The organism is Paenibacillus sp. fava2 (assembly GCF_058313675.1).
Genome location: NZ_CM177755.1, coordinates 6883437 through 6908268, shown reverse-complemented (window position 1 = coordinate 6908268; position 24832 = coordinate 6883437). Strand labels below are relative to the sequence as shown.

The window sequence follows — 24832 nt, the reverse complement described above, 5'->3', positions numbered from 1 at the left end:
CTTTTAGATTAGGCGGAATAAAAAATCGGCTATAGAGCTGGGCTTTTGAAATACATCTGAATAGGCAGCAGAAACGGAGGGGAAGTTTGGAACTGTAGGAGCGTAGCATCCGCCTTTATGTTTTGGATTTCAACTGCAGATAGCAGTTTTAATCAGGAAATCCAAACATAACAGCGGCCGGAAGTCCAAACATTCCCTGGAGTTTCAGCTCAAGCCTATTTAATAGTTTTCTCAGACCACTGTATAGCACCCACAGGAGGAAAAGACATGACACTAAATATCGGAATTGTAGGTACCGGCTGGTTCTCCAAAGTACACGCGGATTTGCTGGCGGGGATGGAGGATGTGTCCCTGAAGGCCGTCTGCGGCAGCAGTAAGGCCAAAGGCGAAGAGATGGCCCGTCCTTACGGGGCGGAGGGCTACGGTGAAATAACAGAGATGCTGGACGCGGAGAAGCTTGATGCCGTCTATATCTGTGTGCCTCCGCAGTCGCACGGGGCCATTGAGCGGTCGCTGATTAAGCGGGAGATTCCGTTCTTTATCGAGAAGCCGCTTGGATCAAGCACGGAAATCCCGGCGAGCCTGCTGCAGGATATCAAGGAGAAGAATCTGCTGACCTCGGTCGGCTACCACTTCCGGTATCAGCAGAACATCCAGCGGCTGAAGGCTGCGCTGCAGGGGGATAAAGTGGGCATGATCGTCGGACAGTGGATGGGCGATATGCCGGGCGTAGCCTGGTGGCGCAACCAGGAGCAGTCCGGCGGACAGTTCACGGAGCAGACCACCCATATTGTTGACCTGCTGCGTTATCTGGCCGGTGAGGTGACCGAGGTGTATGGCCTGTTCGGCAACCGGATTATGCATGAGAAGCATGACGGTGTGACTGTAGCCGATGTCGGGACTGTATCGCTGAAGCTGGCCAGCGGCGTAATCGCGAATATTTCCAACACCTGCGTGCTGCCGGGCGGCATAGGGCGCAGCGGCATCAGCTTCTACAACGATAACGGGCTGCTGGACTGGAATCCGGAGCGTCTACTGGAAGTCCGCAGCGGCGACAGTAAGGAGCATGTAAGTTCCGGCAATCCTTATCTGACAGAGAGCGAGGCGTTCCTGTACGCTGTGCGGACCGGTGACCGCTCGCGGATCCTGAGTGATTATGAGGACGGGTACAAGACGCTCAAGGTGACCTGTGCAGCCTTCGAATCCGCACAGAGCGGACTGCCGGTGAAGCTATAAAGAACCCTGCAAAGTGGGGCTTGCGCTTCGATGATTCACTTTTGAATTTATTTTTTTTAAAAAAAGGCCGGCAGATCGGTTAACGGATCTGCCGGCCTTCGGCCCAAGCGGGGTCGGCCTAGTGGAGGAAAACAGTGAGCAGCGCCGGCGCAAGGCCAATGGAGAAAAGCGCGGTCAGTATCATCGAAATACTTGAGATGGTGCCGGTCAGCGAACTCAGCTCGAATGCCTTGGAGGTACCGGTACCGTGCGCCGCGGTTCCCAGCGATACACCGCGCGCAATTTCATTGTCAATGCGGAAGAGGCGCAGGACAGAAGGTCCCATCATCGTGCCCAGCACACCGGTCAGGATAACGAAGACTGCCGTGATGCTCGGAACGCCGCCGATGCTCTGGGAGATGCTCATGGCGATCGGCGTAGTGACCGAACGGGGCACCAGGCTGTTAACCAGCTCTCCGCTTAAGTGCAGCCATTTGGCCAGCAGCATCGAGGAGAGCACGGCAATAACCGTTCCTGAGAGCACGCCAGCCGCAATTTCGGCGGCGTGCTTTTTGAGCACCTTGAAGTTTTTATGGAGTGGGATTGCAAAGGCGATGGTTGCCGGCTGCAGCAGATCCGTCAGCCATTTGCCTCCCGCATTGTAGGATTCGTACGGAACGCCGGTCACAAGCAGAATACCGATGATGATCAGCGGTGTAAGAATGAGCGGAGAGCAGTACATTTTGCCGCTGGCTGTGTAGATCCGTTTGGCCAGCAGATAGACCAGCAGTGTGATTCCTAACAGAACCATTCCTGTAATCATGAGCCTCTACGCTCCTTTACTTTATAGATAGCTCCTGTCAGAAGTCCCGATCCGGCCATTACGGCAAAGGTTCCGACCAGTACAACAGCCAGCACCTGCAGGCCGTTTACCTCAAGCAGACCGGTATATTTCATGACTCCGACCGCGGAGGGGATGAAGAACAGCAGCAGCTCGGCAAGCAGCCAGGAAGCCCCGACCTCAACCCAGCTCAGCCGGATTGCCCCGGCCTCCAGCAGCAGAAACAGGATAAGCATGCCGATGATGCTTCCCGGAACCGGAAGATGCAGCAGCGGAGTCAATGTATTAATAAGCATGGAGAAAACCGTAAGTCCGGCAACCTGCAGCAAGCCTATAATTAATTTTTTCATAAGGCTTCGCCCCTTTCATTGTATTGAAAGTTTACAACAATTATTTTCATAGGTAAAATGAATAGATTGAATAAGTGACATTCCATTTATCTATGCATGAGGTGAACGATTTGGATATCAGACAGTTACAGTATTTTGTGCAGGCAGCGCGGCTGAAGAGCTTCTCCAGAGCGGCGGAATCCCTGTTTATCACCCAGCCGACCATCAGCAAAATGATCCGTAACCTCGAGGAGGAGCTTGAAGCGGATCTGTTCTACCGTGAGGGGAAGAGTATCCGTCTGACGGATGCAGGTGAGATCCTGCTGGCCAAGGCACAAAATATTGTGGAGTCCTTCGCCAATCTGTCCACAGAGCTGGACGGTCTGCGCAAGCTGCAGCGCGGGCATATCCGCATCGGCCTGCCGCCGATGGTGGGGGCGAGCTTTTTCCCTGCAGTGATCGGAGAGTTTCACCGGCGTTATCCTGATGTGACCATCAGGCTGCATGAAGACGGAGCCAAAAAGGTAGCGGATGATGTAGAGACGGGGCTGCTGGATATCGGGGCGGTTGTGCTGCCGGCGGATACGGCTAAGTTTCACTGCTTTACCTTTGTTGAGGAGAAGCTGGAGCTCCTGGTGCCTGCCGGACACCGTCTGGCTGCAGCGGAGAGTGTGGCGCTGGGGGAGCTTGAGGCAGAGGAGTTCGTGCTGTTCCGCGAGGATTTTGCCCTGCATGACCGGATTATTACCGAGTGTGTAAAAGCGGGGTTTCAGCCAAACGTTGTCTATGAAAGCTCGCAATGGGATCTGATCAGCCGGATGGTGGAGGCCGGGATGGGCATTGCCCTGCTGCCGGAGACGATCTGCCGGGATATGGACCGGACACGGATTGCCGTCATCCCGCTTTCTGAGCCGGTTATCCCCTGGCAGCTGGGGATGATCTGGCGCAGGGACCGCTATCTTTCCTTCGCGGCGCGGGAATGGATTGCTTTTACCATGGAGGTTCTGGGGGAGCTCTATCTTCCGCCGGGAAAAAATGTTAAAATGAAATAAATGTAAGTCCAGCTGTAAGTTCATCGACATTTTTTTCTTTTTTTTCAAAATATGTTTTTTGGCATCATGCCTTATGATAGGAAAGAAGTTGATAGAGGGCAGGTGACTGATTATGAAGTTTTACCGCGGTTCCCACGAAGATCGAAGCGATTACCGAGAAGATGAGCTTTTTTTGACTATAGAGAGCCTTAGAAGTGAACTGCTGGAGGTCGCACAGGAACGCAGCCTCAGTGATCATATGGTAGTTGAACTGAGCCAGCGTCTGGACGGTTATATTGTTATGGCCCAGAACAAAATGATGGAGGGTCTGAGAAGCCGCCAGAAGGAACCTGCCCCTTACGGAACCATCTCCAAAAGTAAGCGTGTAAGAAGCAAGTCTGCACTTCAGCAGTAATACCGGTTGAGCATGTTCACCATAACTTAGTGCGTCATTGGAGGCCCCGCCTGTGCGGGGCTGTTTTGTTGTGCTTTCTACAAACAGTACCTATAATGGAATTAAAAACAAGTTTAATTCGCATTATTAAGGAGGGTGCCGGGTGGAGAACAAGCTGACAACATTACGTTCTGAAATAGAGGACAATCTGTCCCGCTCCGGACACAGCCTAGCTTCGTTTGCCAAAATTTCCGGCCTTAACCGCGGCAGCCTGAGCGCCATTCTCCATGGCAATCCCCCCAAGCCCGTCTCCCTGGGCCAGCTGGATACATTAACAGAGGCGTTGGGATATCCTGAAGGCTGGTTCTATCCGCTCTATGTGGATGAATGCTTCAGTGAAGCGAAGGTCTCGCGGCGCAGGGTGGAGCCTTTTTTGATCCGCTGTGCCATCAGTGGCAGGAAGCAGTGTGTGGACGAGACCATAAACCGGATGATGGAATATCAGAAGCCGCTGGATATCATCTATTCGGTGGCGGAGAAGCTGTTTGCCTGCGGAAAAATCCAGGAGTCCAAACCTTTCTATAAAATCATTGTGGAGCATGAGCAGGACAGCTATTCGGAAAGGATGGCTATCAGCCAGTACCGGATCTTCAAGGCGCTGGGAACCGTTGCCGATATGGAGGACATGCTGCGGGCAGTCATCGCTTTCGAGCCGTTCCGCGGACGTCTCCCGGAGCATCTGCAGCTTGAAGGGCTGCTGAAGCTGGCCAATGTCTGCTTTTCCCTGCACAGGTGGAGCGATATGGAGAAATATGCCGATGAGCTCAGAGGCTTGGCAAGCGGGATCTACCGGGAACAGCTCAGGAAGAAAGCCGGAAGGCGAAGTGAGGGGCTGCAGCTGCTGCGGCCGCTAGTACTGTATTATGCCCAGGGGCATCTGATGAAGGCCACTTCACTCGCCAAGCAGGGGAAATACGGGGAGGCCATAACTTTTACAGACATGTATGCTGATCTCGGCTGGTTTGAAATGCTGGATGAGGAGGGCGTGCGCCTTGTCGATGCGTTCAGGTCGTTTGCCGTCGGAAACCGCTATACGCTCGAGCTTCTGAAGGGGAACAGTGCCGTTCTGCCGGAATATATGGCTTACCTGGCTGACTATCCTGCTGAAGTACTGGCGGGTCTGGTCAGTATTCTGGAGGCTGCCAACCGCTTCGGCTTCTCTGTCGACCATGTGCTGGAGCGGTTTTCCAGGGAGATGGCCGGCTTTGACCAGTTCAAGGATTATATTAATATTGACCGCATCTACCGGCTGGGTTATCAGCTGGCTGTATATTATCTGGAACGCGGGCAGGCTCAGTTGGGAGTCAATTGTATTCTGCAATGTCTCAAGACTGCCGTTCAGCTGAACAGCGCCAGGGATATGATTGAATGCGTCGCCTTGTTTGAAGCAAACCGCGGACAGGCAACCGGGCAGCAGCTGCAGAAGTACAGTGAGCTGATCCAGGGCCTGATCCCCCAGAAGGATAGCGCTGAAGAGGGACGGCCGCTTTCCGGCGTAACAGAACGCTCTTTCTGATTCAGGATGTATACCGGCTCCTCCGCTTACTAAGCGGAGGATTTTTGTGTTTTGCGGCCGTGGGCGCCCGTTCGCCATTCTGTAAAACTTGATAGCGCATTCAGTGTTTGACAAAGACAGGGCTTGAAAATATAATTAGGTAGCCTAATTAATATTGTATTTAATTATTAGTAAACCTAACTAAAAGCAAGGAGGCGGGAAACGTTGGGATAGAGAGCGAAAATCCAGTCGCTCAACGGCTCTTTATGGCACTGCGGCAGCTGCGCAAAGCCCATGTGCATCAGACTGTTGACGGTCATAAGCCAAGTGAGATGACTTTACTGATATGCCTCGCGAGGAAATCACGTACACCTGAGGAAGGGCTCAAGGTTTCCGAAATCAGCCGGCTGCTGGGGATCACGCCTCCCACGGTTACCCAGCTGATTAACAGTCTTGAGGCCAAAGACATGGTGGAGCGTCAGCCTGACCCTTCCGACCGCAGAGTGGTGCGGATCCGGCTGACGGAGCAGGGCAGGGTTGTTACGAGAAAAGCGCGGAATTATATGGACGCCTCACTGGGTAAGCTAGTGGAATATTTGGGTGAAGAAGAGAGCAACCATCTGGCCGACCTGCTGATGAAGGTGCAGACATTCATTGAAGAGAATCCGCGTCCTGATCTGGACCTGTTACAAACGAACGGAGATGAGAAGATTGATTAAATTGTTAAAGGGACTGGGGCCCTTTCGGTGGGGCGTAGCAGCAGTGCTGATTCTGGTCTTTCTGCAATCCATGGGTGACCTGTACCTTCCAACCCTGATGTCCGACATTGTGGATAAAGGGATTGTGCAGGGGGACCGCGCTTATATCTGGAGAATCGGCGCATACATGCTGCTGGTGGCCGGCGGCGGCGCACTGTGTTCGGTAATTGCAAGTTATCTGTCGGCCAAGGTAGCTGCCGGCTTCGGCCGGAACACCCGCTCGCGGATGTTCGAGCATGTCGAGAATTTTACACTGCATGAGTTTGATAAGCTGGGCACTGCCTCGCTGATTACCCGTACTACTAATGATATTACGCAGGTACAGACAGTATTGACTATGATGCTGCGCATGATGGTCGGTGCTCCGATGATGATGATCGGGGGGATTATTATGGCGGTGTCCGAGGACGCCAAGCTGTCCCTGATCTTTGTTATTGTCATTCCGGTGCTGGTTGGAGCGATCTTTCTGATCGGAATGAAGGGGCTTCCCCTGTTCAAAGCAATCCAGGTGAAGCTGGACACCCTGAACCGGGTACTGCGTGAGCATCTGACCGGAATCCGGGTTATCCGTTCATTCAACCGGATTGAGCATGAGAATAAACGCTTTACTGCAGCTAATAAAGACCTCACGGATACAGCGATTAAGGTTAACAAAATTATGGCCGGCCTGATGCCTATTATGATGCTGGTTATGAACTTCTCCATGATCGGCATTCTCTATTATGGCGGTATCCGGATCGGCGACGGCGACCTGGAGGTCGGCTCGCTGATGGCGTTTATCCAATATGCGATGCAGATTATGTTCTCCCTGATTATGGTTTCGATGATGTTCGTGCTGATTCCCCGGGCTTCAGCTTCCGCGCTGCGGATCAATGAGGTGCTCGATATGCAGCCGGAGATTGTTGATCCTGCTTCAGGAGCCCTTCAGGCTACAGCCGACGCGAAGAAGCAGGACGGGCGCGACGGCCTGCGCGGCTATGTCGAGTTCGACAACGTCTCCTTCTCTTATCCGGGAGCCGAGCAGCCTGCACTGTCCGGCATCAGCTTCAGTGCACGTCCGGGTGAAATCACCGCCATTATCGGCGGTACCGGATCAGGTAAATCGACGCTGCTAAGCATGATTCCCCGCTTCTATGACGTAATAGAAGGCGCCGTGCGCGTAGACGGCGTGGATGTCCGCGAGATGACACAGGAGGATCTGCGCAGCAAGATCGGTTATATTCCGCAGAAGGCGGTACTGTTCACCGGAACGATTAATGAGAATATCCGTTACGGAAAAGACGATGCAACCGATGAAGAAATCATCCACGCAGCCAAAGTGGCCCAGGCCTATGATTTCGTATCGGCGATGAAGGAAGGCTTCGACTCGCCGATTGCCCAGGGCGGCAGCAATGTCTCCGGCGGCCAGAAGCAGCGCCTGTCGATTGCCCGGGCCCTGGTCCGCAAGCCGGAGGTGTACCTGTTCGATGACAGCTTCTCCGCGCTTGACTTCAAGACAGATGCTAAACTGCGCGCTGCCTTGAAGGAGGAGACCACGGAATCGACCGTACTGATCGTCGCCCAGCGGGTCAGTACCGTTATGGATGCGGACCGGATTATTGTGCTGGATGAAGGCCGGGTAGCCGGCATCGGCAATCACCGCGAGCTGATGGAGAATAGCGAAGTGTACCGCGAGATTGTATCCTCGCAGTTGTCAGAGGAGGAAATAGCATGAGTGAAAGAAATCAGCAAATGAAGCCTCCGGCGCGGCGCGGCGGCGGCTTTGGTCCCGGCCACGGCGGACCCGGCATGGGGATGCCTCCGGAGAAGGCCAAGGATTTCAAGGGTACACTCCGCCGGCTGATCACCTACCTGCGACCGCGACAGGTGCAGCTGCTTATCGTCTTAATCACAGCTATAGCCAGTACTGTATTCAGCATCTTCAGCCCCAAAGTGATGGGGAAGGCGACCACCAAGCTGTTCGAAGGCGCCTATGGGATGCTGACGGGTGTAGAGGGAGCGCACATTGATTTTGCTTATGTGAATAAAATTCTGCTTATTCTGGGCGGTTTGTACCTGTTCAGCTCCCTGTTCAGTTACGTGCAGCAGTACGTAATGGCCGGAGTCGCCCAGAAGGTTGTCTTTGATATGCGGGAGCAGGTGAACAGCAAGCTGGAACGGCTGCCGCTGAAATATTTTGATTCCCGTACCCACGGCGAAATTCTCAGCCGGGCAACCAATGATGTGGACAATATCAGTACAACGCTGCAGCAGAGCCTGACGCAGCTGATCACGTCCATCGTAACCATTATCGGGGTTATCATCATGATGCTGACGATCAGCCCGTGGCTGACCCTGATTACCATAATCACCCTGCCGCTGAGCTTTGTGGTCATTATGGCCATCACGAAGCGTTCCCAGGGACACTTTATCGGCCAGCAGAAATCACTGGGCCAGCTGAACGGCCATGTTGAGGAGATGTACACCGGACACCGGATCGTTAAGGCGTTCGGCCGGGAGCGGCAGTCGCTAAGCGATTTCAACAAAATCAATGACGATCTGTATAACTCCGGCTGGCGGTCCCAGTTCATGTCCGGGATGATTATGCCGCTGATGATGTTCATCGGTAACCTCGGATATGTACTCGTCTGTGTAGTCGGCGGGATCTTTGTAACCCGCAAGGTGATTGAAGTCGGTGATATCCAGGCTTTCATCCAGTATTCGCGCCAGTTCACAATGCCCATTACCCAGACGGCCAATATTGCGAACATTATCCAGTCGACGATCGCTTCGGCTGAGCGTGTTTTTGAACTGCTCGACGAAGAGGAGGAAGTGCCGGAAACAGCAGTGTCCCGGTCTAAGCCTGCCGCCGGTGCCGAAGAAGGCGCTGTTGAATTCCGCCATGTGAAGTTCGGCTACAAGCCCGATGCGATTCTGATTGAAGACATGAATATCGACGTCAAGCCGGGACAGACCATTGCGATTGTCGGACCGACCGGCGCCGGCAAAACGACGCTGATCAACCTGCTGATGCGTTTCTATGAAATCAGCGGCGGGGAGATTGTGATCGACGGTGTGAACATAACCGAGATGAAGCGCAGTGAGCTGCGCAGCAAGTTCGGTATGGTGCTGCAGGATACCTGGCTGTTCAACGGAACCATCCGCGACAACATTGCTTACGGCCGTGAAGGCGCCACGGAAGCAGATGTGGTGCGGGCTGCGAAGGCTGCCCATGCCGACCACTTTATCCGTACGCTTCCGCTGGGCTACAATACGATCCTGAACGAGGAAGCTTCGAATATCTCCCAGGGGCAGAAGCAGCTGCTGACGATTGCCCGGGCGATTCTGGCCGATCCGTCGATTCTGATTCTGGATGAAGCGACCAGCAGTGTCGATACACGGACTGAAGTGCAGATCCAGAAGGCGATGAAGACGCTGATGACCGGAAGAACCAGCTTTGTCATTGCCCACCGCCTGTCGACGATCCGCGATGCCGATCTCATTCTCGTAATGAACCAGGGCAGCGTGATTGAAAAAGGCACCCATGTCGAGCTGCTGGAGCAGGGAGGCTTCTATGCCGATCTGTACAACAGCCAGTTCTCCGGCGACGATCTGCCGGATGTAGGCTAAATTGTACCTTTATAACTCAACACCGGCACCGCTCCTGCATTTGTGGGGAGCGGTGTTTTTATTTGGGTGAGAGTGGAAAAACTGAAAATCGAAGCCCTATTTTCAAAAAAAGGATTTGCTTAAAATTTTCGGGGTATATATGATAAGGATAATAAAATGACCCGCGGCTCATTTTTGAGAAGAGCCAGGGCAAAGAGAGGATGAACAGGATGTCGGGCTACGGGAAATGGGTGGCTGGCCGTACTACAAAATGGATCACATTGCTGATCTGGATCGTGCTGGTGGGAGTGCTTACGTTGTTATGGCCTTCCGTAAATTCACAGGTAGTCAATAATGCGCAGAACCTTCCGGAGACCTCGCAGTCGGTCCGGGCAGCGGCTGTCGCGGATCAGGAGTTTCCGGGCGGCAGCGGCGTGCCTGCATTGCTGGTGTGGCACCGTGACGGCGGATTGTCGGAAGAGGATCTAGTACATATTATTGCCTTGTACGGCAAGCTGGAGCAGCAGCCGCTGCCGCATCAGAATTTTGTGCCTCCGCTGGGCCAGCTGCCTCCACAGGCGCTTCAGGCTTCATTGTCGGAGGACCGCAGTACGCTGGTTACACCGGTGCTGTTCGACAAGTCGGCGGACAGCGATAAGCTGGGGGAAGGCATCACGGAGTTAAAGACGCTCGTACGTGAAGAGACAGGCAGTGATCCGGCAGCCGCCGCCGTGGACAGCAGTGAGCTGAGCCTGCGCGTATCGGGGCCGGTCGGCATTTCGATTGATGCTACAGGCTTGTTTGAGGATGCCGATGTATCCCTGCTGATTGCAACCGTAATTCTTGTGCTTGTATTCCTGCTGCTGATTTACCGCTCACCGATTCTGGCGCTGATTCCGCTGGTGGCTGTAGGTTTTGCTTACGGAGTTACAAGCCCGCTGCTCGGGTTAATGGCCCGGGAGGGCTGGATTACCGTTGACTCACAGGCGATCTCGATTATGACGGTGCTCCTGTTCGGGGCAGGAACGGATTATTGCCTGTTCCTGATCTCAAGGTTCCGCCAGATGCTTAAGGTCGAGGAGAATAAAGGGCGTGCTCTGCTGAGCTCGATCAGCCACTCCTCCGGAGCGATTGCCATGAGCGGCTTTACCGTTGTGCTGGCGCTGTTTGCCCTGCTGCTGGCCAAATACGGGGCGTATCACCGGTTCGCTATTCCGTTCAGCGTGTCCATTCTGATTATGGGAATCGCCAGCCTGACGCTAGTGCCGGCGCTGCTCGCCATCTTCGGGCGGATGTCGTTCTTCCCGTTTGTGCCGCGTACCCCGCAAATGGAGGAGGAACGGGCAAGAGCCAAGGGCAAGCCGGCTCCGAAGGCGAAGCCGCATAGAACCGGACGTAAGGGGATTGGCGGCCTGGTGGTTTCCCGTCCTTGGACGATTGTAGCCGTAACGATCATCGGCCTGGGTATTTTGGCCTCGTTCTCCACCGGCATTAAATTTACGTATGATCTGCTCTCCTCCTTCCCTGAGGATATGGAATCCCGGCAGGGCTTCGATCTGATCGGCACACAGTTCTCCCCCGGCGAGCTGGCTCCGGCCAAGCTGATCATTGATACAAAGGGTCAGGTGAGCGGAGAGGATTTCAAGGTCATCCTCGGCGGATTGTCTTATGTAGATACTGTTTCCGATGCGCAGCAGGGGGCAGTGAATTCGCAGATTATCGGCTTTGACCTGGAGTTCAAGGATAATCCGTATTCCCTGGAGGCGATGAGCCATATCCCGGCGCTGCTGAACACAGCGGAGCAGGCTCTGGTGGAATCCGGCTTTGACGAAGCGCAGGCGCATGACAGTGTATGGGTGAGCGGGCAGACGGCCACCCAATATGATACAAAAGAGCTGGGTGAGCGTGATACCGACCTTATTATTCCGGTCGTAATCGGCATGATTACCCTGCTGCTGCTGATCTATCTGCGGTCGGTAACGGCAACCGTCTATCTGGTCGGTACCGTTATTCTTTCCTTCTTCTCTGCACTCGGCCTTGGCTGGATTATTATCCATTATGTGCTGGGTGCCGATGCGATTCAGGGAGCTATTCCGCTGTACTCGTTCGTCTTCCTGGTTGCGCTTGGCGAGGACTACAACATTTTCATGATCTCTAACATCTGGAAAAAGCGTAAGGTGATGCCTCTGAAGCAGGCAATTGCCGAGGGAGTTAATGAGACCGGCTCGGTCATCACCTCGGCCGGGCTGATTCTGGCGGGCACCTTTGCCGTCCTGGCCAGCCTGCCGATTCAGGTGCTGGTACAGTTCGGCATCATCACCGCCATCGGTGTGCTGCTTGATACCTTCATCGTCCGGCCGTTTCTGGTGCCGGCGATCACTATGCTGTGCGGCCGCTGGGCATTCTGGCCCGGCAAGCATGAAGAGCCGCGGCAGCCGCAGCCATCCGGCAGCGTTGAATAAACCGGCGGGCTAACGGACCGCCGGATACACAAACAGGGATGCCCCGCTGGCCATAAGGCCCGGCGGGGCATCCCTGTTGCGCTTGAGCGGCCGCCCGGCAGGCAGCCCGGGCGGCTATTCCCCCGGTCTGCGGCTGAGCAGCAGCTCGTATTTATCGAGTGAAGCGCCAAGGATCGCTTCATTACGGCCAGCACCGCGGTGTGACTCACGGAAGGCCTGGCTTGCGGTCCAGCCGCTGAAGGCCTCCTCGTTCTCCCACACGGTGCTGATTTTCAGCTCCTCGGCGCCGTCATTGGCCGGGCTGTGCCACACCTCCATCCGGACAAAGCCGGGCATTTCCTGCACACCGTTCGAAACGCCAAAACGCTCTGCCAGAGCAGCGCCATGACCTTCCTTAACCTTAATAGTATTCGTAACAACCAGCATAGCCGTTCCTCCTCCAGTCATGATTTAATGCAGGATCAGCGGGGTGCGATGTTACGCATCCGCTTCAAGCTTGGTCAGCGGCAATGTAGCCGGCCCCTCCAGCACATCGCCTTCAAAGGAGAACCGGGAGCCGTGGCACGGGCAGTCCCAGGAGCGTTCGGCGTTGTTCCACTCGCATTCGCAGCCCATATGGGTGCAGGTGCGGTCCACCAGATGCAGCTTGCCCTCAGGATCACGGTAGGCGCCGACCCGTTTGCCGTCATGGAAAACAACGGCCCCTTTGTCAGCACCCAGCTCACTGGTCTTCTTGCGGACAATCTCCACCTTGCCGGCCACCAGCTCCTTGGCGACATTGGCATTCTGCACAATGAAGTTCTTGATGGACGGGCGGGCCTTGAAGCGGGACGGATCATACAGCCCGCTGTAGCGGTTCGCACGGCCCATAATCTGGTCTGTGATGATCTGAGCCGCCAGTGTACCGTTCGTCATGCCCCATTTGCCGTAGCCGGTAGCGATATAGATTTCTTCGTCCTCATCAGGTTTTCCGATATAAGGAACCTTGTCCAGCGTGATCAGATCCTGGGTCGACCAGCGGTACGGAATCTGTCTGCTTCCCAGCAGACCGCCGGCGAACACCTCGAGATTCTCGTAATGCCCGAACGTGCAGATGCCTTGTCCGGTTTTGTGATTTTCCCCGCCGACGATAACAAGGTTGTGCCCGTTCCATTCCACGGCACGCAGCGAGCGGGTAGGCTCTCCCGCACTCAGATACATTCCGCCTGCAAAATCTGTTTCCGGCTGGACGGCAAGACAATAGGAGCGCTCAGAATGTAGCCGTGAGAAATACAGCCCTCCGCCGTCATGGAACGGAAAGTGGGAGGCCGAAACTGCATGTCTGCAGCGGATCTGATGTTCACTGCCTTCAGTATACAGGGTAATACGGTCGCCCTTGTCCACCTTTTCGCCGATCATGGTGTGCTCGTAGACCACGCCCCCCTTATCCAGCACGAACTGCAGCATTCCCTTCAGGTAGTGCAGCGGGTGAAAGCGGGCCTGTCCCGGCAGCCGGATGGCTCCCGCTACCATCAGGGGCAACGGAATATGATCCAGCCATTCTCCCGGTATCCCAAGCTTCTGATAGGCTTCGAACTCCTGCTCAAGCTGCTTCAGCGTCTTGTCGTCATCTTTGTCCGCATAGAGATAGGCATCTTCAGGATGCATATCGCAGGCGAGCCTGAGCTCCCCGGCTGTGTGGATCATCCACTTCATCGCTTCGCTGTTCGACTGGTAGTAAGCCCAGGCCTGCTCCTCCCCGAAATTCTTCACAAGCTCAGCATAGATCATCCCGTGCTGGGCCGTGATTTTGGCGCTGGTAAATCCGGTCGTTCCGCCGAGCACCTCACCGGCTTCCAGCAGAGTGACCTTGTAGCCTTCCCTGGTAAGCAGATAAGCTGCGGTAATCCCGGTAATCCCTGCCCCTACAATGGCTACGTCTGTAACATGATCTTCCGCAAGCCTCGGAAAAGCAGGCAGCTCTGTTGTGCCTCTCCACAGGGATTCCGGAAATTGAGGAAGACCTTGTGAACCCGAATTACCGGCTTGGCCGTCTGGTGTACTCATCAGTAATCCCTCCATATGCAAGATTCATTTCATTTATTACCACACTCCCGCCAAAAGAAACCTGAATCCTCATTTGTGCATGAAAGAATTGATCCTGTGTCAAAATAAGGTTTAACTTCCGGAGAAATCCGGCTGAGGGGGAGTAAGAATGCCGGCACAGCAAAAACCGGAAGAGATAACACTGCAGGGAATCAAGGAGCAGCTGGCCAACTTCGCTGATCTGGAGAACAGGGCATTAACCGCAGCGTCGGGAACGGGCAGGCTGCTGTTTATCAAAAGCATCACCGACCCGCTGATCATTAACCGCAGCATTATTGCAGCCTTTTACGAAATGAATGATCCGGCGGCCTTTGCCGAATATCTGGCGCACTACCCGGGCAGCAAGGCCGTAGAGGACGGCAAGCAGGCGATAGACCTGATGCTGGCCGGTTATGCCTGTGTGGAGGTTGAAGGACGGCTGATTTTCTTTGATGCGCTGAAGGCGGAGACCAGCAGTGTCAGCCAGACGGTGACGGAGAGTATCACACAAGGGCCGTCAGATGCACTCACAGAGAATCTGGCGGTAAATCTTAACCTTATCCGCAGGCGCTACCAGTCAGCGGAGCTTAAGATGGAGTCGCTGCTGCTCGGAAATATCTCCAGAACGAAAGTAGCCATCCTGTACGATGACAGCAGGGTGAATCATCAGGTGCTTGACGAGCTGCAAGAGAGACTCAAGACACTGCGTATAGATATTCTGCAGGCTGCGGGTGAGCTGGAAAAATACATCAACAGCGATAAAGTACGTATTTTTCCAAAAACGATTGTTACGGAGCGGCCCGACCGGGTGGTCTTTAATCTGGCAGAGGGAAAAATCGTCATTATGCTGGATACTACAGGCTTCGCAATAGTGCTGCCGGTAATCTTTAATGATTTCTTTGTGGCGATGGATGATAAAATTCAGCTTCCCTTCGTCGGCCGTTTCCTGAAGCTGCTGCGCATTATGGGGGTGGCGATGACGCTATGGCTGCCTGCACTTTATGTGGCCTTCACTTCCTATAATCCGGAGATTATAAGGGTGCAGATTGCACTGCTGATTGCCGGAAGCCGGGCAACCGTACCCTATCCTTCCTTTGTGGAGGTGCTGATCATGCTGATCATGATGGAGTTTCTGACGGAGGCGAGCCTGCGGCTGCCGCGGGCCATCGGACCTACGGCTACGACGGTAGGCGGCCTTATTCTGGGTCAGGCGGCAACGGCGGCCGGACTGGTCGGCAATATTATGATCATCCTGGTGTCGGTGGTCGCTATATCCAATTTCATGATCCCTTTGAATATGATGAGCTTTTCTATCCGTGTGCTTAAATATCTGTTTGTTATGGCAGCCGCCGCAGTCGGGCTGGTGGGCGTCGTTGTCTGCCTGGTCGGGTTCACCATGTATCTGTGCAGCCAGCGCAGCTTCGGACAGCCTTATTTCAAAATGTTCGTTCTGGACAGCCTGGGGGCTTCCGGCAGCAAGAAAGGCGGCGGGAGCTGATGAATCAGAGCCGTTACTTGTATTGGATGTTTTTGATGAACAGCCTCCTTAACATATTGAACTTTGTCCCGCGGGAGCTGCTGGACGCCCGCTTCAAGGGGGCGCAGACGTCGATCCTTGTTGCAACTGTTCTCGGGACCGTCTTTCTGTCAGTCTTTACCCTCCTGATCGTAAAGTTTCCGGGCAAAAGCATTCAGGATATTCTCGAAACCGCCCTGCCTAAATGGCTGATTATTCCGCTGATGATTATGTTTTCCTCCCTCTGGTGTGTTGCCGGGCTGATAACGATCCTGTCTTTTGTGGACATTACCTTGCGCTTTGTCAGTCCGGATACAGGCCCGCATCTCGTAATCCTCAGCTTTCTGGTGCTGGTATGCTTCTGTGCACGTATGGATTCCCTGTCCGTTCTGTACGGAATGGAAATGATGCTGGCGATCATCCTGCCGCTGATTTTGTACGCCATTGTCAAAGCGCTGGTCAATCCCGATTTCAGCTGGGATTCGGTGCTGCAGATCATGACCTATTCTGCCCATGCGCCGGATCTGAAAAGCATCGCTGCGGCCACCTTCTCCTTCAGCGGTTATTTCAACATGGTTGTTTTTAACCGGGTGCTGCCCAAGATTAAGATGAAGCACAGCTGGATTTTTGCGGTTAACGGGCTGGCTGTGCTGCTGCTGACTTTTTATGTGCCTATAGGCTATTTCGGGACGATCGGCGTAGAGAGGCATGTGTACACCTGGTTTTCTACAGCCGACAGTATCCGGATCAACACTTTTATAATAGAACGGATGCTGTTTGTTTTTTATTTTGCCTATCTCACACTATCCCTCGTCAGCGTAACGGTCCACTGGCATGTGGGCAAGGAGCTGCTTACCGGTCTGTTCCGTTCGAGCAAACAGGCGAAGGCGAGAACTAAACTATGGGGGGATTTATCTGTTCTCGCTCTGTTCAGCGGAATAACCTTTGCCTTCTTGGGGTTTGACCAATATCAGCTTAATCAGTTCGGTGTTGTGTTTTTGTATGCACGCTGGGCAGGTGAGCTGTTCATGATTATGCTGCTGTTTTATTGCTATGCGGTTGCTTACAGGAGGCGGAATGCGTGAGAAAGCTGCTGCTGTACGCAGGCATTGTGCTTTTGTGTCTTACAACAGGGTGCGAATACAAAGATATTGACCGGCGGATCTTTGTGGTTGCCATCGGTATTGACCCCGGGGAGGAAAAGGCCTTTAAGGTTAGCCTGAAGCTGGCGGTTCCCCAGGGGGAGGTAACCAAGATTGATGAGAAGATGCTGATTGTTACAGAGGAATCAGACAGCATCTCCGAGGCGCTCCGCCTGATGAAATCAAAGGTGGAGAAGGAACTGGACTATGTGCACTGCAAATCAATTGTTATTGGTGAAGAACTGGCTGTGGGGGATATCAGGCATATTCTGGACTGGGCAGTCCGGCGCAGGGATATCCAGCTGATTCTTAACTTTGCCATCGGGCGTCCGGCGGGACTGGATGTGCTTAAGGTCAAGCCCCCGTCCGAGCGGATTCCCTCCAACTCACTGATTATGGCCATGAGCGGAGAGGGAACGGAGTCGCCCTTTATTGCCAGTGTCTATTCCTATCAGCTGATGAGGGATATGTATGAGCAGGGCAAAGATCCGATCCTGCCGATTATTGAAGCAGAAGGTGAGACCCGGTTCCAGATAGACAAGGTTGCCCTTCTCGACGAACAAAAGATTCAGCTTGTGCTGAATCCCGAGGAGACACGGCTGTTCAACCTCCTGAGCCGGCCTGACCTGAAGACCAATTTTCCGGCCAAGGTGGAGGACAGCGAGTTCCAGTATTATACGGAGAGCAGCACCTCCAACTACAAAATCACAACAGCATCCACAGGAGCGCCGGTTATCCGTTACAAGATCAAGATTAAGGGCATTGTGGAGGAGAACAGCACCCAGGAGCTGATCACCCATCCTCTGCTGGAGAAAATATCGGAAGCCGGCGGGGAAGAGCTGAAACAGTCGGTTGAGGCGCTGCTTGAAAAAATCAAGGACAAGCGGCTTGATCCCTTCGGGTGGGGACTGCGCTACGGGACAAGGCACTGGAACAACGAAACGGAAGCACAAGACTGGGAGGCCCTGTATCCTGATCTGAAATTCGAGGTTACTGCTGCTGTCAGAGTAAAATACTCCGGGCTGATCAAGTAAAATGCGGGTGATCCGATTGACGCTTGAGGCTGCAGGATTTATACTTGATCTAAAAATAAGTTAAAGGATGATAATGATGAGAAGCCTGAATTTAACCTCACAGCGGCAAGCCGTTTATGATATCGTCCGTAATTCGCATGACCACCCGACTGCTGCAGAGGTGATGAACCGGCTGGTAGAGCAGGGACATAACCTTGCCTACGGGACTGTCTACAACTCCCTGCGCTATCTTGCCGATAAACAGATGATCCGTGAGCTGAAGCTGGGGGAGGCTGCGAGCAGATATGATGCGCGGATGGACGACCATCAGCATATCCTGTGCGAGGTCTGCGGTGCGGTGGATGAAGTGATGACCCATGTGCCGCAGGAATGGATGAACAGTGTAGCGGAGGAGACAGGATATACCCTTTCCCATGCCCATGTTGTCTTTGGCGGAGTATGTCCGGCATGCAGGAACAAAACGTTGAACTAGCCCTGAACAGGCTTTGTCCGGCAGAGCACCGATTTCCAGTTGAATAATTCAGATATAACAAAAGACCGCTTTCATTAAGGCGGTCTTTGTTGCGTTTATATAAAAATTCTCAGTTATTATAGAAGAATAACGACATAAACAGCTGAAATAAAGGAATTACGCCTGCGATATATAATTATATAACATGGATAACAACTCATACTTAAGACCTAAACGAAAGAGAGCGTGAACCGCCTTGGGCAAAAGATTCCATGTAAACATCCGTATGAAGCTTACTCTTACATACCTGCTAGTCCTTCTGGCCCCCAGCCTGATTATCGGCTGGCAGACCTACGAATCAGCCAGCGGTAAAGTGGAAGAACAGCTGGTGAATAACGCAGCCGAGAGTGTTGCAGCAGTTAATGAAATTATCAATGCCAACATCGGATCCAAAATAAATGATATCAAGTATTTCGCGGCCCGGCTGTCTGCTGAGGAGATCAATGCAGAAGCTGTAGGGACACCGGCCGGCATTACAGACCGGCTGAAGGAATACGCGGCGCTGCATCCGGATGTGCTGGATGTTTATGTTGGAACCAGCCGTGCAGGGGCTCTCCATGCCTCGGAAGCTGCGCGACCGGAAGGCTATGACCCGCGTAAAGAGAACTCCTATGTGAATGCCCTGAAGAATGGCGGCGGTATCGTCATTTCACCAGCTTTTCAAACCGTTAATAATGAAACGGCGATTGCCATTTCGGCTGTGCTTGAGGGCGGGAACGGGGTAGTAGCCCTCGATCTCGACCTTTCGGCACTGGCGGAGCTTACAAGCATCAAAGTGGGCAAGCAGGGCTATATCTTCATTGTAGACAGCAGCAAGAAGTTTCTGGTGCATCCGACGGAACAGATCGGGCAGGAATCCTCCGAGCCGTTTATCAAAAAGATGTTCGAAGCAGAAAACGGTTCTTTTGATTACGTCTACAAGGATTTGGACAAAAAAATGACGTTTATGCAAAATGAGCTGACCGGCTGGAGAATCGGAGGCACGATCGATAAAAGCGAGGTGTCCGGTGCGACTGAGGAGATACGGCAGACGGCTTTTCTGGTCATTGGCATCTCGGTTGCACTGGCGCTGATTCTGATCTACATTAATGTGCAGTCCATTCTGCGTCCGCTGGCCCGTCTCCGTAAAGCTACAGCAGTAATTGCAGAGGGGGATCTCTCAGAGGATATCGGGGCGTTCCGCCGGGATGAGATCGGTATGCTCGCGGACCATTTCCGGGCGATGGTGGCAAGCCTGCGGGAGATGATTATCAGTGTGCAGGAGATGACTGATGATGTGTCCTCTTCCGCCGAGGAGCTGGCTGCCGGAGCTGATCAGACCACCAGGGCTATAGAGCATGTTACGGTGGCCATCCAGGAGGTTGCCGCCGGCACAGAGCGCCAGGTGGACAGTATAGGCAAGGGGACGGAAAGCGCAGCGGCTACTGCAAGTGAAGTGCAGAATATTTCCGGCTTCATGGAACAGGTATCGGGGATGATGGACAAGACCTCACTGTCCGCTGCGGAAGGGAATGAATCGGTAATCAGCGTTGTAGACAAAATCAATGGCATACATGAGACTGTGGAGGAGCTTGGGGCTGTAATTGATAAGCTTAACACACGCACAGAGCAGATTCAGGGCATTGTCGGTGTCATTACAGGAATATCCCGCCAGACCAATCTGCTTGCCCTTAACGCTTCTATTGAAGCGGCGCGGGCAGGCGAACAGGGGCGCGGCTTCGCCGTCGTTGCCTCTGAGGTCCGCAAGCTGGCGGAAGAATCGGAGAAATCAGCACGGATGATTTCGGAGCAGATTTCCTCCATTAACGAGGAGATGAAGCAGGCTACGGCCACGATGGAAGATGCCAAGAACCGGGTATCGGACGGCATTATGGCAGTCGATACCACCGGACGTTCCTTCTCGCGGATCCGCAGGGCAGTGAAAGGGGCGGCAGAGAAGATTGAAGCCATGGGCGGAGCTGTGCATACCCTGGCAGCAGAAGCCGTCAGCATGGAGCGGGCGATCGGCGAGATCGGCAGCATTTCGAGGGAGGCAGCCGAGAATACCGAGACAATCTCTGCCGCAGCCCAGGAGCAGCTTGCAGCCGTCCAGGAGATTTCGTCATCGACGGCCAATTTGAGCCATCTGGCCGAGGAGCTGCAGAAGCTGGTAAGCCGCTTCAATCTGCATTCCGCAAAGAAGGAACAGTGAAGAAATAGCTTTCATGGCGCTTTTCTTTTTACACCCTTTGCAAGTATACTGGTAGACAACAAAGCAGGGTTAACGAGGGGGAGCGAAGATAATGGCAGAGCAATTGAAGGGGATTACCGTTGCCCTTGCGGGTCCGCGCAAATCGGAGGAAATGGCCAGGCTGGTCGGGAATATGGGCGGCATCCCGCTGTTCCGCCCGGCACAGGGGACGGTTTTTCTGGATGACGGTGCGCTGCGGGAAGGGTTGAACTCCTGGACACAGCAGCCGCCTGACTGGGCGGTTTTGACTACCGGCATGGGGCTGGATGCGCTGTTCGGCATGGCTGAGGATATGGGGCTTGGCAGCCGTTTTCTGGAGGTGCTCTCCGCTTCTTCCATTGCAGCCCGGGGGTATAAGACCGTCAATGCCTTGAAGAAGCGCGGGCTTGTCCCCGCTGTACGTGATGATGACGGAAGCACCAGCGGGCTGATCCGCGGCCTGCAGGAATTCGATCTTGCGGGCAAGGAGGTTGTGCTGCAGCTGCATGGAGAACCCGCTCCCAGGCTGACTGCCTGGCTGGAGGCAGCCGGAGCTTCGGTCCGGGAAGTACAGCCTTACCGCCATACTCCGCCTGAGCCGGGGGCGCTGGAGCTGCTGCTTACCGAGATTCTTGAGGCGAAGGTGAATGCGGTGGCATTCACCAGTGCGCCGCAATTCCGCTTTTTGTCACAGTATGCCCAGGAGCAGGGGAAGCTTGCGCAGATGCTGGAGGCTTTTGAGCGTGAGGTGCTGGCGGTGTCTGTAGGCAAGATCACCTCCCAGGCGCTGAAGGAGGAAGGCGTACAGAGAATCATTATGCCTGAGCATGAACGGATGGGCAGCATGTTCGTCGAGCTGGGGCGTTATGTGGCCGCAGGACGTTAGGCGAGTAATGAGGGTTGTTCCCGCTCCTGCCGGAGCGGGATTTGTTTTTGCAGGCGCTGCCGCCGGCTGGCGTTTATTTATGCACGGGTTCTATGGGATTACCTTGTGTCATCATGGACATCCTTGGCAGTTTTCCTTAGAATAGTAGCAACGTATACGACAAATTATGTGGACAGAATCATGAAGGAGGATCCCTATGGACAAGAGAAAATGCCTGCTCCTGGGCGACTACACGCATCCCCGTTTCCACCCGCTGCAGGGTGTGGATCAGCAAATTGGTGAAATTCTGAACGACCTGCTGACCGTTCAGTGTTCAGAGAATAAAAAACTGATGCTCGGTGAGCACCTGGCCGGATACGATTTATGCATAGCGTATAACGAGCTGTGGAACGAGACGGTTTCCCCCCAGCAGACTGCAGGTCTGCTGAGTTATGTGAGCGGAGGGGGCGGGCTGATCGTGCTGCATACCGGCATTTCACTGGCCAAGCGCTACGAGCTGGCCGGCCTGATCGGAGCCAGATTTACAACCCATCCGCCGTACGCTCCACTGAACTTCAAAGTGCATGAGCATGATATTACAGAAGGCATTGAAGATTTCAAGCTGGACGAGGAGCCTTACCGCTTCGAGTTCGATCCGTTTACCGAAAAGACCGTGCTGCTGGAATATGAGGCTGACGGAGAGACTTATCCGGCGGCCTGGTGCCACCGCTACGGGCAGGGACGGGTTGTATTCCTGATGCCCGGCCATCATGAGCCTACATTCCGCCATCCTGCAGTCCGCAAGCTGATTCTGGGTGCGGCCACCTGGGCGGCGCGCATTCCAAGATAACTACATTTGAGAGTCACTATGCCCCTTGCAGCCCAAATTTTGTGAAATAGGCCGTCAAGGGGTATACTTTATCCATAACTGCAATCTATGGGAGGAAATAGCGATGAGTGATCTGTTCAAAAAAGCAATCTCATTAGGAGTAGGCCTCACCATTGTCAGCAAGGAAAAGGTGGAGAAGGTAGTAGATGAGCTGGTGAAACGCGGGGAACTGGCTCCCACTGAATCCAGAGCACTGATTGACCGGCTTGTGGAGCGCGGCGAAGAAGAACGCGGTGCGTTCAAGACAGCCGTGCAGGAGCAGGTTCAGCGGGTACTCAAGGATCTGAAGGTGCCTGTGCAGAGCGATATAGCCGGGCTTGAGGCACGGATTGCTGTCCTGGAGCGCCGTGTAGCTGAGCTGGAAGGCGCTTCTGCTGATGCTGCGCCGGCCCCAGTCCCTGATTCTCCCGGTTCCCGGGAAGATCTTATTACGGATACGCGTACTGATTAAATGGCAGTACGAATCAGACATGCCGGGAGGTACCGGACCATTGCCATGGCGCTTATGCGTCATGGCTTCGGTTATATGGTGGAGGAACTGGGTCTCTACCACGTATTGTCCCTGCCGCGCCGGATTATGACGCATGAGGCCCACGCAGCCCTGACACTCGGAGAACGCATCCGGCGGGTGCTGGAGGATCTGGGGCCGACCTTTGTTAAGCTGGGGCAGCTCGCCAGTACCCGATCCGATCTGCTGCCCGAATCCATTATTGCCGAGCTGGTCAAGCTGCAGGACAGCGTACCGCCGTTCCCGGCGGAGACTGCGCGCAGTATTCTGGAGCAGGAGCTGGACCAGCCGCTGCATGATATTTTTGAAGCCTTTGATAATACGCCGATTGCGGCGGCCTCGATCGGCCAGGTACACCGGGCTGTGCTGCACGGGGGCCGGCATGTGGCGGTCAAAATACAGCGTCCCGGTGTCACACGCACGATGCACCGCGACCTTGAAATTCTTCAGGATTTAAGCATTCTTGCCGAGAAGAAACTGGACTGGGCCAAGCAATACGGGCTGGCCCGGATGACCGAGGAGTTCTCGCGCTCCCTGCTGGCTGAGCTGGATTACGCGCAGGAGGGCCGCAATGCGGAGCGCATTGCCGCCCAGCAGTCGGATCAGGCCCAGTCAAAAGTAGCGATTCCGGCGATTTACTGGGACTTTAGCTCGGCCAGAGTTCTGACGATGGAATACATCAGCGGCATTACGCTGAACCGCCGGGAGGAGCTGCTGGAGCGGGGGCAGAAGCTGAAGACCGTTGCCCAGCAGCTGGTCGGAATGATGCTGGACCAGATTTTTATTCACGGCTTCTTTCATGCCGATCCGCATCCCGGCAACGTGATGCTGCTGGACAACGGCAAGCTGGCACTCATTGATTTCGGAATGGTCGGTCGGCTCAGTGAAGAAATGAAGGACAACCTGTCTGCCCTGGTAATTGCGCTGATGCGCAGGAATACCGACTCGATGGTACGGGCGATTCTGCGTCTGGGGGTCATTCCCGAGAATGCCGACCGCGCCTCCCTGCGGGATGATATGGACCGGCTGCGTGAGTCATATTATGATATCCCGTTCAACCAGGTCAGCATCGGCAAGGCGCTGAATGATCTGTTCGGCATTGCCAGAAAGCACAGGCTGGTTATTCCGCCCGACCTTGCGATGCTCGGCAAAACGATGCTGACGCTCGAGGGGGTCGTGGCCAACCTGGATCCGGCCTTCAGTATTGTGCAGATGGCCGAGCCTTTCGGCAAACAACTGGTGAAGCAGCGCTTCAGCAGCACCCGGGTGCTGCGCAAGCTCCTTGGAGGCGTAGCCGATCTGGCCGAGAGCCTGATTGAGCTGCCTTCCCAGGCCCGCCAGCTGTCGGCGCTGATCAGCAGCGGCAAGCTGAAGGTTGAGGTCGGACTGCCGGAGCTAAAAAATCTGGAGCACAAATTCAGCCGGGTCGGAAACCGGCTCTCGTTCAGCATTGTTTTGCTGGCCTTCAGCATCATTATGGCCGGTCTGATTATCGGCTCTTCCCTGCGCGGCGAGCCGTCGCTGCTGTGGGATTTTCCCACTGTCGAGATCGGTTCGGTCATTGCGCTGCTGATGGTCATCTGGCTGCTGTTGTCGATTTTCAAGTCGGGGCGGTTTTAGCCGGTTTTTCATTATTATTTTCAAGCAATTTACACAAAGAGGCCAAGATCAAGTACAATAAGAAGGATAACTTTCAAAAAATATAAGAATGTATATGTTCTACACGATAAATTATCCTTATATTTCGCGCAGAAACGGATACCGTCCTGTTCAGGACGGGCAAAGCCGTTTTTACTTGGCTTACTGTTTCCGGGAGCTGCAGGCCGGACAGACTATTGTATAGAGTGTAATGGAACGCAAAAGGAATGCCGTCATGAATGTCCGGTGGATCGCTGCTGCCCCAGAAACCGTACTTTGACCG

The 24832-nt window shown here is 54.1% G+C and carries 21 protein-coding genes; 17 read left to right on the top strand and 4 right to left on the bottom strand.

The window, feature by feature from the left end; all coding sequences use genetic code 11:
• Positions 1 to 267: 267 nt before the first annotated feature.
• Entirely contained in the window at positions 268 to 1236 is a 969-nt protein-coding gene (locus AC4G46_RS30490; RefSeq protein WP_491125915.1) for a Gfo/Idh/MocA family protein, read from the top strand.
• 118 nt (positions 1237 to 1354) lie between these two features.
• Here AC4G46_RS30490 and AC4G46_RS30485 read toward each other — a convergent pair whose 3' ends face one another.
• Both AC4G46_RS30485 and AC4G46_RS30480 read right to left on the bottom strand, forming a co-directional pair.
• Entirely contained in the window at positions 1355 to 2038 is a 684-nt protein-coding gene (locus tag AC4G46_RS30485) for a CidB/LrgB family autolysis modulator (protein WP_491125914.1), read from the bottom strand.
• Positions 2035 to 2406 (bottom strand): CidA/LrgA family protein, encoded by a 372-nt coding sequence (locus AC4G46_RS30480; protein WP_090716285.1) that lies wholly within the window; start codon positions 2404 to 2406, stop codon positions 2035 to 2037. The genes AC4G46_RS30485 and AC4G46_RS30480 overlap by 4 nt, the downstream gene beginning before the upstream one ends.
• Positions 2407 to 2516: 110 nt before the next feature.
• Between AC4G46_RS30480 and cidR the strand changes: the two genes are divergently transcribed.
• The 7 genes from cidR (at position 2517) to AC4G46_RS30445 (ending at position 12173) form a co-directional block, all read left to right on the top strand.
• Complete coding sequence (gene cidR / locus AC4G46_RS30475; protein ID WP_491125913.1) at positions 2517 to 3437, top strand: cidABC operon transcriptional activator CidR; 921 nt, start codon at positions 2517 to 2519, stop codon at positions 3435 to 3437.
• 112 nt (positions 3438 to 3549) lie between these two features.
• Positions 3550 to 3831 (top strand): aspartyl-phosphate phosphatase Spo0E family protein, encoded by a 282-nt coding sequence (locus AC4G46_RS30470; RefSeq protein WP_221796503.1) that lies wholly within the window; start codon positions 3550 to 3552, stop codon positions 3829 to 3831.
• 142 nt (positions 3832 to 3973) lie between these two features.
• The gene (locus tag AC4G46_RS30465) at positions 3974 to 5386 is read left to right on the top strand and encodes a DNA-binding protein (protein ID WP_491125912.1); all 1413 of its coding nucleotides are present in this window, start codon (positions 3974 to 3976) and stop codon (positions 5384 to 5386) included.
• 245 nt (positions 5387 to 5631) lie between these two features.
• Positions 5632 to 6084 carry a MarR family winged helix-turn-helix transcriptional regulator gene (locus AC4G46_RS30460; RefSeq protein WP_491125911.1) on the top strand — a complete coding sequence of 151 codons (453 nt, stop codon included), beginning with the start codon at positions 5632 to 5634 and terminating at the stop codon, positions 6082 to 6084.
• A complete protein-coding gene (locus tag AC4G46_RS30455) occupies positions 6077 to 7837 on the top strand; it encodes an ABC transporter ATP-binding protein (protein ID WP_491125910.1) in 1761 nt (586 codons plus the stop codon). Before AC4G46_RS30460 ends, AC4G46_RS30455 begins: the two co-directional genes overlap by 8 nt.
• Positions 7834 to 9732, top strand: a complete 1899-nt coding sequence (locus AC4G46_RS30450; RefSeq protein WP_491125909.1) for an ABC transporter ATP-binding protein — start codon at positions 7834 to 7836, stop codon at positions 9730 to 9732. Before AC4G46_RS30455 ends, AC4G46_RS30450 begins: the two co-directional genes overlap by 4 nt.
• A 200-nt stretch (positions 9733 to 9932) precedes the next feature.
• The gene (locus AC4G46_RS30445; protein ID WP_491125908.1) at positions 9933 to 12173 is read left to right on the top strand and encodes an MMPL family transporter; all 2241 of its coding nucleotides are present in this window, start codon (positions 9933 to 9935) and stop codon (positions 12171 to 12173) included.
• A gap of 114 nt (positions 12174 to 12287) precedes the next feature.
• On the opposite strand, the gene AC4G46_RS30440 is transcribed toward AC4G46_RS30445, so the two are convergent.
• Together AC4G46_RS30440 and AC4G46_RS30435 are read right to left on the bottom strand one after the other, a co-directional pair.
• Positions 12288 to 12599 (bottom strand): antibiotic biosynthesis monooxygenase, encoded by a 312-nt coding sequence (locus tag AC4G46_RS30440; RefSeq protein ID WP_491125907.1) that lies wholly within the window; start codon positions 12597 to 12599, stop codon positions 12288 to 12290.
• Between the two features lie 51 nt (positions 12600 to 12650).
• Positions 12651 to 14219 (bottom strand): FAD-dependent oxidoreductase, encoded by a 1569-nt coding sequence (locus AC4G46_RS30435; protein ID WP_491125906.1) that lies wholly within the window; start codon positions 14217 to 14219, stop codon positions 12651 to 12653.
• Positions 14220 to 14367: 148 nt separating this feature from the next.
• On the opposite strand from AC4G46_RS30435, the gene AC4G46_RS30430 reads away from it, so the two are divergent.
• The 9 genes from AC4G46_RS30430 (at position 14368) to AC4G46_RS30390 (ending at position 24531) form a co-directional block, all read left to right on the top strand.
• Complete coding sequence (locus AC4G46_RS30430) at positions 14368 to 15735, top strand: spore germination protein (RefSeq protein WP_491125905.1); 1368 nt, start codon at positions 14368 to 14370, stop codon at positions 15733 to 15735.
• The gene (locus tag AC4G46_RS30425) at positions 15735 to 16838 is read left to right on the top strand and encodes a GerAB/ArcD/ProY family transporter (RefSeq protein ID WP_491125904.1); all 1104 of its coding nucleotides are present in this window, start codon (positions 15735 to 15737) and stop codon (positions 16836 to 16838) included. The genes AC4G46_RS30430 and AC4G46_RS30425 overlap by 1 nt, the downstream gene beginning before the upstream one ends.
• Complete coding sequence (locus tag AC4G46_RS30420; protein WP_491125903.1) at positions 16835 to 17929, top strand: Ger(x)C family spore germination protein; 1095 nt, start codon at positions 16835 to 16837, stop codon at positions 17927 to 17929. Before AC4G46_RS30425 ends, AC4G46_RS30420 begins: the two co-directional genes overlap by 4 nt.
• 76 nt (positions 17930 to 18005) lie before the next feature.
• Positions 18006 to 18401, top strand: a complete 396-nt coding sequence (locus AC4G46_RS30415; RefSeq protein WP_090716305.1) for a Fur family transcriptional regulator — start codon at positions 18006 to 18008, stop codon at positions 18399 to 18401.
• A gap of 265 nt (positions 18402 to 18666) precedes the next feature.
• On the top strand, positions 18667 to 20631 hold the full coding sequence (locus tag AC4G46_RS30410; protein ID WP_491125902.1) for a methyl-accepting chemotaxis protein: 1965 nt from the start codon (positions 18667 to 18669) through the stop codon (positions 20629 to 20631).
• A 91-nt stretch (positions 20632 to 20722) separates the two neighbouring features.
• A complete protein-coding gene (locus AC4G46_RS30405) occupies positions 20723 to 21535 on the top strand; it encodes a uroporphyrinogen-III synthase (RefSeq protein WP_491125901.1) in 813 nt (270 codons plus the stop codon).
• A gap of 196 nt (positions 21536 to 21731) precedes the next feature.
• Complete coding sequence (locus tag AC4G46_RS30400) at positions 21732 to 22364, top strand: ThuA domain-containing protein (RefSeq protein ID WP_277468141.1); 633 nt, start codon at positions 21732 to 21734, stop codon at positions 22362 to 22364.
• Positions 22365 to 22467: 103 nt separating this feature from the next.
• On the top strand, positions 22468 to 22854 hold the full coding sequence (locus AC4G46_RS30395) for a phasin family protein (RefSeq protein ID WP_491125900.1): 387 nt from the start codon (positions 22468 to 22470) through the stop codon (positions 22852 to 22854).
• Positions 22855 to 24531 (top strand): ABC1 kinase family protein, encoded by a 1677-nt coding sequence (locus AC4G46_RS30390; RefSeq protein ID WP_491125899.1) that lies wholly within the window; start codon positions 22855 to 22857, stop codon positions 24529 to 24531.
• The last annotated feature ends 301 nt before the right edge of the window (positions 24532 to 24832 follow it).

Coding starts and splice junctions, on each gene's coding strand:
- AC4G46_RS30400 (WP_277468141.1), top strand. CDS start 21,732: ATGGACAAGAGAAAATGCCTGCTCCTGGGCGACTACACGCATCCCCGT.
- AC4G46_RS30440 (WP_491125907.1), bottom strand. CDS start 12,599: ATGCTGGTTGTTACGAATACTATTAAGGTTAAGGAAGGTCATGGCGCT.
- AC4G46_RS30485 (WP_491125914.1), bottom strand. CDS start 2,038: ATGATTACAGGAATGGTTCTGTTAGGAATCACACTGCTGGTCTATCTG.
- AC4G46_RS30445 (WP_491125908.1), top strand. CDS start 9,933: ATGAACAGGATGTCGGGCTACGGGAAATGGGTGGCTGGCCGTACTACA.
- AC4G46_RS30460 (WP_491125911.1), top strand. CDS start 5,632: ATGGCACTGCGGCAGCTGCGCAAAGCCCATGTGCATCAGACTGTTGAC.
- AC4G46_RS30415 (WP_090716305.1), top strand. CDS start 18,006: ATGAGAAGCCTGAATTTAACCTCACAGCGGCAAGCCGTTTATGATATC.
- AC4G46_RS30405 (WP_491125901.1), top strand. CDS start 20,723: ATGGCAGAGCAATTGAAGGGGATTACCGTTGCCCTTGCGGGTCCGCGC.
- AC4G46_RS30390 (WP_491125899.1), top strand. CDS start 22,855: ATGGCAGTACGAATCAGACATGCCGGGAGGTACCGGACCATTGCCATG.
- AC4G46_RS30410 (WP_491125902.1), top strand. CDS start 18,667: ATGAAGCTTACTCTTACATACCTGCTAGTCCTTCTGGCCCCCAGCCTG.
- AC4G46_RS30450 (WP_491125909.1), top strand. CDS start 7,834: ATGAGTGAAAGAAATCAGCAAATGAAGCCTCCGGCGCGGCGCGGCGGC.
- AC4G46_RS30430 (WP_491125905.1), top strand. CDS start 14,368: ATGCCGGCACAGCAAAAACCGGAAGAGATAACACTGCAGGGAATCAAG.
- AC4G46_RS30490 (WP_491125915.1), top strand. CDS start 268: ATGACACTAAATATCGGAATTGTAGGTACCGGCTGGTTCTCCAAAGTA.
- AC4G46_RS30480 (WP_090716285.1), bottom strand. CDS start 2,406: ATGAAAAAATTAATTATAGGCTTGCTGCAGGTTGCCGGACTTACGGTT.
- AC4G46_RS30395 (WP_491125900.1), top strand. CDS start 22,468: ATGAGTGATCTGTTCAAAAAAGCAATCTCATTAGGAGTAGGCCTCACC.
- AC4G46_RS30470 (WP_221796503.1), top strand. CDS start 3,550: ATGAAGTTTTACCGCGGTTCCCACGAAGATCGAAGCGATTACCGAGAA.
- AC4G46_RS30425 (WP_491125904.1), top strand. CDS start 15,735: ATGAATCAGAGCCGTTACTTGTATTGGATGTTTTTGATGAACAGCCTC.
- AC4G46_RS30435 (WP_491125906.1), bottom strand. CDS start 14,219: ATGAGTACACCAGACGGCCAAGCCGGTAATTCGGGTTCACAAGGTCTT.